The sequence below is a fragment of the Adlercreutzia sp. ZJ138 genome (assembly GCF_011038935.1).
Taxonomy (GTDB): Bacteria; Actinomycetota; Coriobacteriia; order Coriobacteriales; family Eggerthellaceae; genus ZJ141.
In genome coordinates this window covers 14,330-28,236 of record NZ_JAAKEA010000010.1, presented here as the reverse complement: position 1 = coordinate 28,236, position 13,907 = coordinate 14,330, and the positions used below count along the sequence as shown (strand labels likewise).

The window sequence follows — 13,907 nt, the reverse complement described above, 5'->3', positions numbered from 1 at the left end:
CGAACGCTTACTCCTACCCTTACCATGCGGGCCTGGTCACCTTCTACGACCGGTTACTGCTGCCGTAGGCTGCGTGTTTGCGATTGCCGTAGGTACTCCCCTTGCGAGCGCTTTTCTTCAGGTTCTTCAGCACGTCGCTTTCGCTTTGACCCTCAACTTGCGCGCGCAGCTTCACCACCTGGTCGCGCAAGCGAGCGGCTTCCTCGAAGTCCATGTTCGCCGACGCGGCGGCCATTTCGTCTTCCATGCTGGACACAATGCGCAGCACTTCCTCGCGCGACAGCTCGGCTAGCTGCTTGTTCACCTGCTCGGCACTGGCACCTTCCACATCCTCAGTCACGAACGCCATGATGTCACTGATAGCCTTGCGAATAGTTTGCGGCTCGATGCCATGCTCGGCGTTGTACGCCATCTGTAGCTTGCGACGGCGGCGCGTTTCGCTGATCGCTCGGTCCATGGAGTCGGTGGTTTTGTCGGCATACATGATCACCTGGCCGCTCACGTTACGCGCAGCGCGACCGATAGTCTGAATAAGGCTGCGGTGGTTGCGCAGGAATCCTTCTTTGTCAGCGTCGAGAATAGCCACCAGCGACACCTCCGGCAGGTCAAGCCCCTCGCGCAGCAGATTAATGCCCACCAGCACGTCAAATTCGCCACGGCGAAGGTCGCGCAGGATCTCCACACGCTCAAGCGTGCCGATGTCGGAATGCATATAGCGAGCCCGCACTCCCTGGTCAAGCAGATGGTCGGTTAAATCCTCAGCCATCTTTTTCGTCAGCGTGGTTATGAGCACGCGCTCATCGCGCGCGGCGCGCTCCTTCGCCTCGTCAATAATGTCGTCAATTTGGCTGGCAATCGGACGCACCACGATGTCGGGATCGAGCAGACCAGTGGGGCGAATAATCTGCTCCACCTGTTTCTGCGTTACCTTTTCCTCATAGTCGCCGGGCGTAGCCGACACGTAGATGAACTGCGGCACACGCCCCTCGAACTCATCAAAACGCAAGGGGCGGTTATCCAGGCAGCTGGGCAAGCGGAAACCATGTTCGGCAAGCGTGATTTTGCGGCTGCGGTCGCCCTCGTGCATGCCGCGAATCTGCGGCACTGTCACGTGACTCTCGTCGATGATGCACAGAAAATCGCTGGGGAAGTAGTCGATAAGCGTGTAGGGCGGCTCACCCGGCTCGCGCCCGTCAAGGTGACGCGAGTAATTCTCGATGCCGCTACAAAACCCCATCGTCTCGAGCATTTCGAGATCGTAGTTCGTGCGCATTTCCAAACGTTGGGCTTCAAGCAGCTTGCCTTCGTCGTTGAATTGCTGCAAACGGTCGCGCAGTTCCTCTTGAATGGTTGTAAGCGCATGCTCGATCTTCGGGCGCGCCGTCACGTAATGCGACGCAGGCCAGATGGGCAACGCCTCGAATTCGCCGATCACTTCGCCTGTGACCAGATCGACCTCGGCAATGCGCTCGATCTCGTCACCCCAAAACTCCACGCGCACCGGATTGTCGGCATACGGCGGAAACACGTCGAGCGCATCCCCTCGCACGCGGAACGTGCCACGCTTCAGCTCGTAGTCGTTGCGGTCGTATTGGATGTCGATAAGTTCGTAAATCACCTGGTCGCGATCAGCCTCGCGTTCCTTGTCCAGAAACACCGCCATACCTGCATAGTCCATGGGGCTACCGATGCCGTAAATACAGCTCACCGACGCCACCACAATGCAGTCGCGACGCGACAACAGCGCGCTCGTTGCCGCATGACGCAGCTTTTCCACCTCTTCGTTGATAGAGGCGTCCTTTTCAATGAAGGTATCGCTTGAGGGAACATAGGCTTCGGGCTGATAGTAATCGTAGTAGCTTACGAAGTATACGACGGAATTGTCGGGGAAAAATTCCTTTAGTTCGGCGGCCAACTGCGCGGCGAGCGTCTTGTTGGGAGCTAACACGAGCGTGGGCTTTTGCACCGCTTCAATGGTCTTGGCCATAGTGAAGGTCTTACCGGAACCGGTCACGCCAAGCAGTGTCTGGTAACGCAGTCCCTCGCGCACACCACGAGCCAGCGCGTCGATTGCCTGAGGCTGATCGCCTGCCGGCTCATAGGGCGACACCACCCGAAACGGCGTATTCGCAAGCCGCACCTCGGGAAGCTTGCCCTCCATGAGGGATCCCTCTATATTTGACAAATGAGCCATCGAGTTGCCCTTTCATGCGCGAGCGCAGGACTTCGAAAAGTCCCGTTTAAAGCCGCCTTGATGCCTTACCAGCCGGAACAGTCTAGCACACCTGCCACGCACTGCCCCTTCCGAAGCAATGACAGCTCGGCTACAATAATTTGGTTTGAATAACGTTGAATAACGTTGGATAACGTTGCCGAAGGCCATGGTATGGATGGGGTTGATATAACGTGAATTTCATCAGGAATAACGCAGGCGGCATTGGCATCTGTGCAATTATCGCCCTTCCCTGCTGGTTTTTGGGCCAGGCGTTCCCTATCGTTGGCGGGCCAGTGTTCGCCATACTGGCGGGCATGGCTATCGCACTTCTGTGGAAACCACGTGCTCGCGGCACTTTACAGAAAGGCATTGGATTCACAGCCAAGAAGGTACTGCAGTATGCCGTGATCCTGTTAGGGTTCGGGCTGAACCTTATCCAGATTGCCCAGGTAGGAGCCATGTCGCTGCCTATTATCTGCTCCACCATAGCCACCGCGCTCATCGTGGCGTTTTTGATGAGCAAGGCACTACACATGCCCTCAGATATATCCACGCTCATCGGCGTGGGCTCGTCTATCTGCGGCGGCAGCGCCATCGCGGCAACGGCTCCGGTTATCAACGCGAAGGACGAAGACGTCGCACAGGCGATTTCGGTTATCTTCTTGTTCAACGTGGTGGCTGCGCTCGTATTTCCCACGCTGGGAAACCTGCTGGGCATGAGCAACGACGGCTTCGGCCTGTTCGCCGGAACCGCCGTGAACGACACGTCGTCAGTCACGGCCGCTGCGGCCGCTTGGGACGGCATGCACCCCGGATCAAACGCGCTTGACCATGCCACCATCGTGAAGCTCACGCGAACCCTGGCCATCATTCCCATCACGCTGGTGCTGGCGCTTCTACAAGTGCGTAAAGCAAAGCGAGCGGCTGAAGATGCTGGCAGTGCGGGCGTGAGCATGGTGGCATCTGACGCGAGCGCCAGCGAAGTGGCAGGCGACAGCAGCAACGCGGTTGCCAACTCCAACAACAGTGCGGCAACCACTGCGAGTGATAGCAGCGCAACACGCCAGACGGGCGGCAAGCAGCTGGGTAACTTCAGCTTGAAGCGTGCCTTCCCGATGTTCATCTTGTGGTTCGTGGTGGCAAGCATCATCACCACCATCGCCGTGGCGGCGGGCGCAGACGCTGCAGTGTTTGACCCCTTGAAAACTCTCTCGAAGTTCTTCATCTGCATGGCTATGGCGGCTATCGGGTTAAACACCGACATCGTGAAACTGGTGAAATCGGGCGGCAAGCCTATTCTCATGGGCTTTGTCTGTTGGATATGCATCGCCGCTGTAAGCCTGGGAATGCAGGCGCTGCTGGGACTGTGGTAGCCACACACAGCCGATAATACCCGGCAATGCCGAAGCTGCGATAGCGGGTGCTGGCAAATTCTCAAGGGAACCACCGATTAATTCCCTACACATTCTGTACGTGGGTCTTATCGCCTCGGCTCTGTCTGCTATGCTTTGCGTCGTTGTCATAGGTGTGCGCAAAACGCACAAGAGAAGGGCGGATAGGCCTTTTGTCGGTAATATCAACAGCGATCGCATTGCAAAACCTCAAGGACGAAAACGTCGCCTGGAAGCTTCTGCGCTCACGAAATGCGCCGATGACTATTGCCATACTCGATTCCCACTTCACCGAGAGTGCTCGTCGTATTCCGGTACCCGAATTCATAAACCTCGTTGATGCCGACTTAGAGGACATCGCTTCAAGAACATCTATCGAGGTTTCTCGGTCGGCACAAGCGTATTGCGACGCATGGCGCGCCGATGGCTATCTGGTGCGGAGGCCCGTTGCTCAAACCCGGCAGGAAACATACGAACTGTCGAGCGGCGCGCTGCTTGCTATCGACTACGCCAAACGAATGATGCGTCCACATCGAACCGTCACGCAATCACGCCTGAGCATTATCGTCGATCAGATAAACAGCCTGGCGCTTGCTACCGACGAGAACGAAGAGCGCCGTCGGCGCGCCCTTCTCGAAGAGCGTGATCGCATAGAAGAACAGCTCGTAGCACTTGAACAAGGGCACATGGATGTGCTCGATCGCACCGAAGCTGCGGAACGCGTGAAGGACATCGTTGGTCTTGCCCGCGAGATTCCGGCTGATTTCGCGCATGTGCGTGACGACTTCGAGCGGATCAATCGGTCGCTCTACGACACGATTATCAATTACGAGCCCGGACACGAAGATATTCTTGCCGACATCTTCGACGGAGTTGACGAGATATCGCAATCTCCGTCGGGGCAGTCTTTCAAGGGGTTCTATTCCTTGCTTCGCGATGCCGATCTGACCGAAACGGTCCAAGACGACATCGACGGCATTCTGGATTGCGATTTCGCGCGCGAACTCGATCCCGAGGAGCGCCGTTTTCTGCGGGGGCTTGTGAGAGCCTTCGTAGAACAAGGCCAAGAGGTGAACGGAGTCATGACGTCGTTTGCTCAGGGCCTGCGACGATTCGTACAAAGTCAAGACTATCAGCGTGAGCGCGTTCTCAAACGGCAGATTGACCGGGCACTTGGTCGCGCCAATCGCGTGGTTGAAATCTGCCCGTGTTCCTGCCGCACGGGTCAGTCGCTCGAGCTTTCTTCGGTACGCATTATGCCCGTGTCAAGGTGGAAGCTTAAGAACCCTGCGGAAACGCAAGCCGCGCCTGCCGCCTGTGTGTCCGCCGATACCGCCGAAACGGTATCATTCGAGGATCTGAAGCGCATTGCGCGCGAAACGGAAATCGACTTCATGGAAATAGCCGCCAATGTTAACGCATGTGTAAGGAAACTGCTGCAAGATGTTGGCGCAGGTGGCTCCGATGAGCTGGCATGTGTAAGCGTTGCCGAAGTACTTGCACGCTATCCTGCCACACAGGGCGTCGCAAGCGTTGTAGGCCTGGTTGCGCTCGCGCTTGACCAGGGAGTTTCACAACGCGGGGAGGAAATAGTCCATTGGAAGTCGGCTGAGGGGGACAGTTTCCGTGCACGCATTCCCCGTTTGGCATTTGACCGGGAGGTGATCGTATGAGCGATGAAGCAAAATGTGCCCGTCAAAGCGAGGCTAACCACCTCAATAATGAAGAAGAGCCTTCACGCGAAGGGTTGTGGCCAGGGGATACCGGAACACTGTGTCTTGATTCCCGCCGAGCACTGTTACAGCTGGTCAGAGGGCCCATGATCAGTGCGCAGGCAAATGGCGAGCTGTGGCAAGCACTGTTGGCCGACCAACCATCAATCGAATCGCGGCTTGCCGATTTATTCCTCGAGCTTGTCGTTCAGGAAGATGAAGGCATTGCATTTGTACAGAATGCACCGGCGGTTGACACACGTATTCCCAAGGCGGTGCGCAATCAGCCGCTCACGCTTATCGACACCATTTTGGTACTAAGCCTTCGACGCGAGCTGATGGTCAGCCACGAAGGGCGTGTATTTGTAAGCCAGGAGGAAACGTTTGCCTCCGTTGCGCAGTATCGTCCGCTCTCGAAGCTCGACGAAGCGGCATTTCGCAAACGGCTTGAAGGGTCGTGGAGCAAGCTTGTCAGTGCGGGTATTCTGCTTAAAGCGGAAGGCGCCGAGCGTTTCGAGGTTTCCTCGGTGCTGCGCCTTATCTTCGGTGCCGAAGAGGTGAAGGCGGTAAACGATGCATTCGAGCGGATGCTGGAAGAGGCGGGAGACGGAGCACTCGATAAATTCGACGACGAGACAGCCTTTGAGCCCGGCACAACCACTGACGTTGACGAAGAAACTGCCGATACCAGTGTCGATACCAACACCACTTCCGACGCTGACCTGTACAACGAACCTGATACTGCCCACAACAGCACGGCTGACAACAAAACACCAGATGGCAAGAAGGCGAGGAGGACACTATGACGCCCGCCAGCGAGCACGAGGGACAGTGGAGACTTGCGCGCATAGATGTGGCGAACTGGGGAACGTTTGACGGATTCCACAGCCTTGATGTCGATCGACATGGTTTGTTGATTACGGGGGCGTCCGGTTCGGGCAAGTCGTCACTTCTCGACGCAATTGCTACAGTGCTCACCCCGCCGCGCAAACGCCATTTCAATGCGGCGGCACGTACGGGTTCAACCAAGGGCGAAGACCGCACGCTTGCCAGCTATATACGAGGAGCCTGGCGCCACGAAACCGATGCAACGGGCGAAATAACCAACAGCTATTTGCGACGCGGTGTGGCGGTTTGGAGCGGCGTTCTTCTCCGTTACGAAAGTGGCTTTGAAGAGGGGCATGCTACCAGCAATGCCCCAACGCGTTTGGTTGGACCGATCAACTTGCTGGCGCTTTTCAATTTGAAGGCCGGCTGCAACACGAATGACGGCGTCATGCAGCTTTTTGCCATTGTGCGCGGAGATGCATCGCTTACAGAATTCGAGCGATATGCCATACACGGCATTGACGCTAAGAAGCTTCGCGCCGACATACGTGAGCGAGGACAGGTTTTTCGTGAGCATTCGGCGTTTTCAGCGGCGTTTTGCCGTCAGCTGGGCATAGCAGGAACCAAGACGCTCGAACTTCTGCATAAAACGCAAGCTGCAAAAACGTTTGGGTCGCTTGACGATTTGTTCCGCAACTTCATGTTAGAAGAACCGCAAACGTTTGAGCAGGCAAATGAGGCAGTAAAGCAATTCACCGCACTTTCCCAGGCCCATGCTGGCGTGGTAAGTCAGAGAAGGCAGATGGAGCATCTTGCCCCACTTGTCGAACTCGACGAGCGGAATACCACTGCGCAGCAACGGATATCCCATTGTGGTCAGCTTTCCGATTGTCTTCCCGCTTACCTTGAGCACCTTGCCCTCAATTTGCTGCGCGGACAGCGCGAAAAGCTGCAGGAGGCCGCCGATCAGGCCAACGAAAGTCATCGCTTGGCTGTAGCGGAGCGAAGTTCTGCCCAGCAAGAGTTAAGTCAGGCACAGAAGGCGCTTGACGGTGTTGGCGGAGACGCGATTGACCTGGCAAGATCGCACATGCTCGAATACGAGCGGCAACTCAATCAGGTAAGGGATAACCGCGCACGACTCGTCTCAGATCTCACATGCGCCGGCGTGAAGGATATTCCCCGTTCCTACGCTGAATGGAAGAAACTCGGACGCGACATGGAGAAGCGGGCAGATGACGCAGTTGCCGAGCAGGAGCGCAACCGTGATGCGCGCTTTAAAAGCTATGGACTCGTACCGCAGATCAAAGAGCAGATTGCCAACACCGAAGAAGAGCTTCGGCACCTGCGAACCCGCGACACCAACATTCCCAAGCGGTTACATCAAGTGCGTGTTGACATAGCAGATCACCTGGGAGTGCCCCCGCGTGACCTTCCCTTCTTTGGCGAACTTGTAGCGGTCAAGCCCGAGTTTGCCCCCTGGCGCGGCGCTATCGAACGTTTGCTGGGAAATCGCGCCGTAACGCTGTTGGTTGCTTCGCGTCATGTGCGCACGGTATCTCGCTATGTGGAGTCGCGCAACTTGCATGTGCGACTGGAATATGTTTCAGTTCCGCAAGAGGTCACGGTTCCCAAGCTTACCCTTACCGACAGCTCCCTGATACGAAAGCTCGCGGTTAAACAGCACCACGGATATCCGCCGTATTCCAACTGGGTTGCCCAAGAGCTGCGACGAAAATTTGATTACACCTGCGTCGATTCCGTAGACGATTTGGAGCATCATCGCTTCGCCTTAACTATCGGCGGTCAGATAAAGCGCGAGAATCGGTTTGTGAAAGACGACCGCTACGAACTGAATGACCGCACCCGTTGGGTGTTAGGCGACAGCAATGAAGAGAAGGCTGAGCAATACGAGTGTCGTCTGCGCGATTTGCACGCTCGCCTTGCCGAAGCGTCCCAAATTGCCGAAAGTCTGACCGAACAAACGCGTCGCGCGCAAGACCTGCAACGCGCAAAAACCCTGCTTACCAACGATGCATGGGGAAGCTACGACATCGAAAGTGCCCAAGCCGAGTATGATAAAGCGCGTGAGTTTTACGACGTTCTCAAGAAAAGCAGCGCCCGCATCGAACGAGCAGTTGCCGTACGCGACGATGCGCAAAAGCGGCTAAACGCAGCCAACGATGCCGAAGCTCAGAGCCGCTACGAAGTAACGAAAACGCAGGAGCGCCTGAAAGACAACGCCGAAAAGATACAGGAGCACACCAAGCGAGCAAGCACGTATCCTGATGTCGAGCGCGCTGTTGCATCAGAGTTGCTCGCGCTGTTCGAGAAATGCAATCCAGCGTTTGGGAAAGACACAGACACCCTGTACGTAACCTCTGCAGCCGTTCAGCAACGCATCAGCAGTATGAAGGCACAAGCAACGCGCGACGAGGGAGAAACGCGGGCGAGCATTGAGCGCATCATTCGCGAATACCGGCAGAACTGGAAAACCCAAGCAGCCGATCTGTCTGAGTCGTTCGAGGAACGTGCGGCGTACCTGGGCATCTACCATCGCATTCGCGCGAGCGGCCTTCCCGATTATGAGCAGCGCTTTCTGCGCGTTCTTCACGATTTCAGCCAAGATCAGCTAACCGTTATCGCTTCGACCATACGAGGTGCGTATCGCGAAGTGAAGGAGAAGCTGGAACCAGTTAACTGTTCGCTTGCGCTTTCGCCGTATGGCGCTGGCACGCATTTGCAAATTAAGGCACGCAGAAGCGCCGGTTCGCAGGTGACGGCTTTCCTCGACACGCTGCAAAGTATCACACAGGGGGCATGGGGCGAAGAGGATATCGCTTCGGCCGAAGAGCGGTTCTTGCGCACCAACGAGGTTATCAGTCGCTTGGGTTCAAGCGACTACGCCGACGTTGTGTGGAGAAACGCCTGCCTTGACACTCGAAAACATGTTGAGTTTATAGCCAGCGAACTAGACGATGATGGCAATGTAGTAAACGTGCACAGCTCCGATTCGGGTCTTTCGGGTGGGCAGAAGCAAAAGCTTGTCATTTTCTGCTTGGCTGCCGCCCTGCGCTATCAGCTTGCCGATGAAGATCAGCCACTGCCCCGTTTCGGAACCGTTATCCTTGATGAAGCGTTTGACAAGGCCGACCCCGCGTTTGCACGCACCGCTATGGACATCTTTGAGGTGTTTGGGTTTCATATGGTGTTAGCAACGCCCTTCAAGTTGATAACGGTGCTTGAGCCATATGTTGGCGCTGTGGCGGCCGTAAGCTGCAAGGATTCGCGCGCATCATCGATCACGCTGGTTGACTTCGAGCGAGATGCGGATGACGTTGATGACGCTGATGACGCTGATGACGGTGGCGTAGGCAGTGCAAACGAGAAGGACACCGCGCGGAAAACTAGCACAAGAGAAAACGCAGTAACAGTGAAGGGCGCACGCGATGGCATCGTTTGATCCCGTAATGCCCGAGGAAGCAAAGAATAAGGCGCGTGCCCATTTTGACCGACATTGCAAGGCGTGGGCGGTTTCACGCTTTGCCCGGGAATCTGGGTTCGCAGGCGATCTCGACCGGGTTTCCTTTTCTGTTTCGCTGCATCCACCAACCGAACAAAGAGTGCTCGCCGATATAAAGAAGGCGCGGGCATGGGCAACGGCGTGGCGAGAAATGCCGCACCAGGATACTATCGAGTGGTCTTTGCGCAGGTGGCCCAGCGTTGGAAGCCAACAAGTTCCCGAAAAGGTTCTGCTTGTTGGGGTTGAAGTCATCGCGAATTTTGCGGGAAGAGCACGCGAATGGCGTCGCCTTGCGAACCGCATGGACAATCTCGCGCAGCGATGGCGGGAGTCGTGGCAGACTCTTAGCCCATCGGACGTAGACGTCATTCTTGCTGGGCTGAGCCGTGCAGTGCCGTCGATCCGCCAGCTTTCTGACGATGACTGGGATATGCTGCTTTCTGTTCTCGACTGGCTGTTTACCCATCCGGGCGAAACACGCTACGCTCGGCAGCTTCCCGTTCGAGGAATTGACACCAAATGGGTGGAAGGTCACCGGCAAGCCGTCACGCGGCTTTACTGCGCGTTTTCGGGAAGAGAAACCACGGGGCTGTTACTGAAAGCCCCTTCTCAAGTACGCGTACGCTTTCTCGATGATTCACTTGTGCCCGGCGGCATGCGCGACCTTTCGGCAACACCTGACGAACTTGCTCGGTATACAGGCAGGCCGAAGGCAGCTATCATCTGCGAAAACCTTATTTCGCTCATGACGCTTCCCCCGCTGCCTGGGATTGTAGCGCTGCATGGTGGCGGGTACAGCGTTGGCGACCTTGGGGCAATCCCGTGGCTTTCTCGCATGCCAGTACTGTACTGGGGCGACATCGACAGCCACGGATTCACCATTTTGAACATATGGCGGCATTGTCATACACACACCCACTCGATCATGATGGATCGCGAAACACTCGAGCAGCACCGAAACTTGTGCGTTGAAGAACCCGACCCAGCACCAAACTGCCCCGCCAACACCGATATGCTAACCGACGAGGAACGTGCAACGCTTTCGCTCTTGTCAGAGCAAGGAACGCACTTGCGCCTTGAGCAAGAACGCATCGAGTGGAACTACGCCCTACAGCGCATCAAAGAAGCCGTAGAGCATTTGAGCTAGCCTTTTTCTGGGGTCTTGCTTTTTCTGGCAAACATATTGCCGTGGATACAAGAGCATCTTTATAGATTGCTACCTATTGCCTATTGTTTCTGCTCGGAAAGGGCGTATGCAGGGCATATGTAAGGCGCATGTAAAGCGGTTTTCTGTTTTACGCATGCATGCGTTGCGAACTTATGGCAGTCTCGTAGCGGCTTGAACATCGCCTCAGCATGTGCAGGGCGAATAGGTTAGCATGGCAATCATCGCTTGCGCGCTTGCAGAATGCGCAAGGCTACGACACGATGGCGGTTCCCGCGAAACTCAGGCGGCAGCCAAACGGCAGCCACCGCACGAGATTCGTTTGCCGCCGTGAAGCCAACTATTCACCTTCCGCCCCAACGCGGACGAAAGGAGTTTCTCCCATGGCCTTGAGCAAAGCGGCGCTTGCTGCTGTGCGCGCTATCACCCGCATGCGCCCCGACATCGCCTCTACCTACGACGACCAACGAAAACTGGAAGATGCAACCGCACGTCTGACCGTCGCCAGCCCGCACTGCCGCATCGACGATGCCACAGCCACCGCACCCGACGGCTACAGGATTGCGTTGCGCGTATTCACACCACTCGATATTGATTTCTCGCTAAAACGCGGACTGCACGTTAACGAAGATTACCGGGGCACCATCCTGCTTTTTCACGGAGGCGGCTGGGCTAACGGAGATGTGAGCTTCTACACCGATTGCTGCATGAGAACCGCGCTTAAGCTGGAACGTAGGGTAGTGGCTGTCGACTACCGCCGCAGCCCCGAATACCGCTTCCCCACCGCGCTGGAAGACTGCTATGCAGCCACGCGTCAGCTGTTTGCAGGCCAAATCTTAAGCGACATCAACCCCGAACGTATTGTGTTGTTGGGCGACTCAGCCGGCGGCAACCTGGCGGCCGGCGTGTCGCTTCTAGCGCGCGAGCGGGGCGATTTCCGCCCGCACACACAGGTTTTGCTGTACCCACTTACCTATAACGACCACAGCGAAACCACCATTTTCGACTCCGTGCGCGACAACGGCGACGACTTCCTGCTCACCCGTCGAAACATTGTCGATTATGTTGACATGTACCTGCGCGACGAGGCCGACTACACCGACCCGCACTTCGCACCGCTGCTTGCCCCAAGCCTTGCGGATATGCCCCGCACCCTGCTTATTAGCGCCGAATACGATCCGCTGCGCGACGAAGGCGAAACGTTTGCGGCCCGCTTAGAAGCGGACGGAAGCCCCGTGGAGTGCTACCGACTGCTTGATGCCGTGCACGGTTACTTCCTTTACCCTTCGGTGCTCTCGCTCGTGCGCGACACCTACCGCCTTATCGCGAACTTTCTGGACAACGCCCCTCTTCCCGAAACGGAGAAGGACTCATGGCTGCACTTACTTGGTACCGTTTAGATAATGTGGGGAAATACTACTCGGCACAGGCGGGCAGCCCGAACCAGGCAGTGTTTCGGCTGACCGCCATTATGGCCGACGAAGTTGACCCGGCCTGCTTGCAGCGAGCCCTTGACACGACAATCGCTCTGTTTCCCGGCTTCAACGTATGTTTGCGCAACGGTGCATTCTGGCACTACCTGGTGCCGGCCTCTACCGTTCCGCGCGTACAAGCCGACGATCTGCCCATCTGCCACAGTTTGCATGTCGGACCCCAGTCGGTGCTCTTCCGCGTGAGTTACCATGCGCGGCGCTTCAACGTGGAAGTGTCGCACATGATATCGGACGGACGCGGGAGCCTGGAGTTTCTGAAAGCGCTCATTTCCAGCTACGTAGCCGAGCGCTACGGCGTGCAAAGTGCGCCACCTGTCTACCACGGCACCGAAGAAACCAAGACCGAAGACAGCTTCGCGGTTAACTACGAGCGCCACCTTGCTGGTGCAACCCCGCGGCCGCGCGGGTTTCGTCTTCGCAAGCGCAAGAGCAGAAAACAAACCGATTACCTGGAGCTTCACTATTCGGCAGGCGCCGTGTATGCAGCAGCGAAAGCAGCGAAGGTTACCGTTACCTCCTACCTTATTGCAGCTATCATCTGCGCCGTGCGCACGAGCATGCCTACCGCAAAGCGCAACCGCGCCATCCGCATAGACGTACCTGTTGACCTGCGGCCACTCTTTGCGTCCACCACCCTGCGCAACTTCTTTGGTCTGGCATGCATCGCCTACACACCGGGCGCCACCGACGAGCCGCTTGCCGCTGTAGCCGCGCACGTGCAACGTCAGCTGATCGCAGAAACCCAGCCCGACGCCTTGAAGCGCCGCATGATGCATATGATTAGGCTCGAGCGCAACCCCTTTGTGAGTTTTGTGCCCCTGCCGCTTAAAGATGTGGCTCTCGGCGTGGCCGCACGCAAAGCTGCTCTTGATGTCACCTGCACCGTATCGAGCCTCGGACGCATGGTTGTAGACCCCGCCGTTACCCCCTACCTACGCGGTATCACCCTACTGTCCTCACCCACCAATGCCAACTTCGTCTTGTGCACCTACGACGACGATCTGTCTATCGGAGTTTCCAGTCGTCTTGCCGACGACCAGGTGATTCGCAACTTGAAAAGCATTCTTTCTGACGAAGGCATCTGCGGACAAGTGATAAACCCGAAGGATCACCAGAAAGCCTGATAAAGAGAAGTGACACAGGTCACCCCTCAACCAAGTTACTGCCGAGCGAATTGCCTCCGTCGCCGCAACGACCTCTTAGCAAGTTGCGCAATGAGACCATGGTGCGGATGTTACCCGCCGATGGAGATCGGTGAACGCGCTGGCAGCGGCATGGACAAGATATTCGATGGCTGGAAGTGGGCCGGTTACGTGAACGATTTAAGCGCGCTGGTTCTCGGCGCGTTCTCGTTGGAATTCATCGAGGATGAAAGGGGCGCTTTCCGACCACATGAGGGTACGCGGGTCGGCGAGAGCTTCGTAGGTGAGCGATCCTGCGAAAACGCGGAACGCCTCGTCGAACGTTATGCTGTCTTCCTTGGAGATAAGCTCAAGAACGTCGGTGAGTTTCTCGTAGACGTCAAGTGTAATGTCGATGCCCTTGTAAGTGTATTTGCTATCCAAGGAGATACCTTCTCT

9 protein-coding genes are annotated in these 13,907 nt (G+C 56.5%); 7 read left to right on the top strand and 2 right to left on the bottom strand.

The genetic code is table 11. From position 1 onward, the window contains the following. Positions 1-43 precede the first annotated feature (43 nt). A complete protein-coding gene (uvrB, locus tag G7Y43_RS05805; RefSeq protein WP_165045005.1) occupies positions 44-2,194 on the bottom strand; it encodes an excinuclease ABC subunit UvrB in 2,151 nt (716 codons plus the stop codon). Positions 2,195-2,406: 212 nt separating this feature from the next. Between uvrB and G7Y43_RS05800 the strand changes: the two genes are divergently transcribed. The 7 genes from G7Y43_RS05800 to G7Y43_RS05770 all read left to right on the top strand — a co-directional run bounded on the left by G7Y43_RS05800 (position 2,407) and on the right by G7Y43_RS05770 (position 13,451). Then, complete coding sequence (locus G7Y43_RS05800; protein ID WP_165045003.1) at positions 2,407-3,588, top strand: YeiH family protein; 1,182 nt, start codon at positions 2,407-2,409, stop codon at positions 3,586-3,588. A gap of 152 nt (positions 3,589-3,740) precedes the next feature. Then, positions 3,741-5,279 carry a DUF3375 domain-containing protein gene (locus G7Y43_RS05795; RefSeq protein ID WP_255464336.1) on the top strand — a complete coding sequence of 513 codons (1,539 nt, stop codon included), beginning with the start codon at positions 3,741-3,743 and terminating at the stop codon, positions 5,277-5,279. Then, positions 5,276-6,124: a DUF4194 domain-containing protein gene (locus G7Y43_RS05790; RefSeq protein WP_165044999.1), complete on the top strand. Its 849-nt coding sequence runs from the start codon at positions 5,276-5,278 to the stop codon at positions 6,122-6,124. The genes G7Y43_RS05795 and G7Y43_RS05790 overlap by 4 nt, the downstream gene beginning before the upstream one ends. Continuing rightward, positions 6,121-9,609, top strand: coding sequence for an ATP-binding protein (locus tag G7Y43_RS05785; RefSeq protein WP_165044997.1), 3,489 nt, complete (start codon positions 6,121-6,123; stop codon positions 9,607-9,609). Before G7Y43_RS05790 ends, G7Y43_RS05785 begins: the two co-directional genes overlap by 4 nt. Further along, the gene (locus G7Y43_RS05780; RefSeq protein ID WP_165044995.1) at positions 9,596-10,816 is read left to right on the top strand and encodes a Wadjet anti-phage system protein JetD domain-containing protein; all 1,221 of its coding nucleotides are present in this window, start codon (positions 9,596-9,598) and stop codon (positions 10,814-10,816) included. Before G7Y43_RS05785 ends, G7Y43_RS05780 begins: the two co-directional genes overlap by 14 nt. A gap of 401 nt (positions 10,817-11,217) precedes the next feature. Then, complete coding sequence (locus G7Y43_RS05775; RefSeq protein WP_165044993.1) at positions 11,218-12,234, top strand: alpha/beta hydrolase; 1,017 nt, start codon at positions 11,218-11,220, stop codon at positions 12,232-12,234. Next, positions 12,207-13,451, top strand: coding sequence for an alcohol acetyltransferase (locus tag G7Y43_RS05770; protein ID WP_165044991.1), 1,245 nt, complete (start codon positions 12,207-12,209; stop codon positions 13,449-13,451). The genes G7Y43_RS05775 and G7Y43_RS05770 overlap by 28 nt, the downstream gene beginning before the upstream one ends. A 198-nt stretch (positions 13,452-13,649) precedes the next feature. Here G7Y43_RS05770 and G7Y43_RS05765 read toward each other — a convergent pair whose 3' ends face one another. Then, the gene (locus G7Y43_RS05765; RefSeq protein ID WP_165044988.1) at positions 13,650-13,892 is read right to left on the bottom strand and encodes a hypothetical protein; all 243 of its coding nucleotides are present in this window, start codon (positions 13,890-13,892) and stop codon (positions 13,650-13,652) included. Between the last annotated feature and the right edge of the window lie 15 nt (positions 13,893-13,907).

Coding starts and splice junctions, on each gene's coding strand:
- uvrB (WP_165045005.1), bottom strand. CDS start 2,194: ATGGCTCATTTGTCAAATATAGAGGGATCCCTCATGGAGGGCAAGCTT.
- G7Y43_RS05790 (WP_165044999.1), top strand. CDS start 5,276: ATGAGCGATGAAGCAAAATGTGCCCGTCAAAGCGAGGCTAACCACCTC.
- G7Y43_RS05785 (WP_165044997.1), top strand. CDS start 6,121: ATGACGCCCGCCAGCGAGCACGAGGGACAGTGGAGACTTGCGCGCATA.
- G7Y43_RS05780 (WP_165044995.1), top strand. CDS start 9,596: ATGGCATCGTTTGATCCCGTAATGCCCGAGGAAGCAAAGAATAAGGCG.
- G7Y43_RS05775 (WP_165044993.1), top strand. CDS start 11,218: ATGGCCTTGAGCAAAGCGGCGCTTGCTGCTGTGCGCGCTATCACCCGC.
- G7Y43_RS05770 (WP_165044991.1), top strand. CDS start 12,207: ATGGCTGCACTTACTTGGTACCGTTTAGATAATGTGGGGAAATACTAC.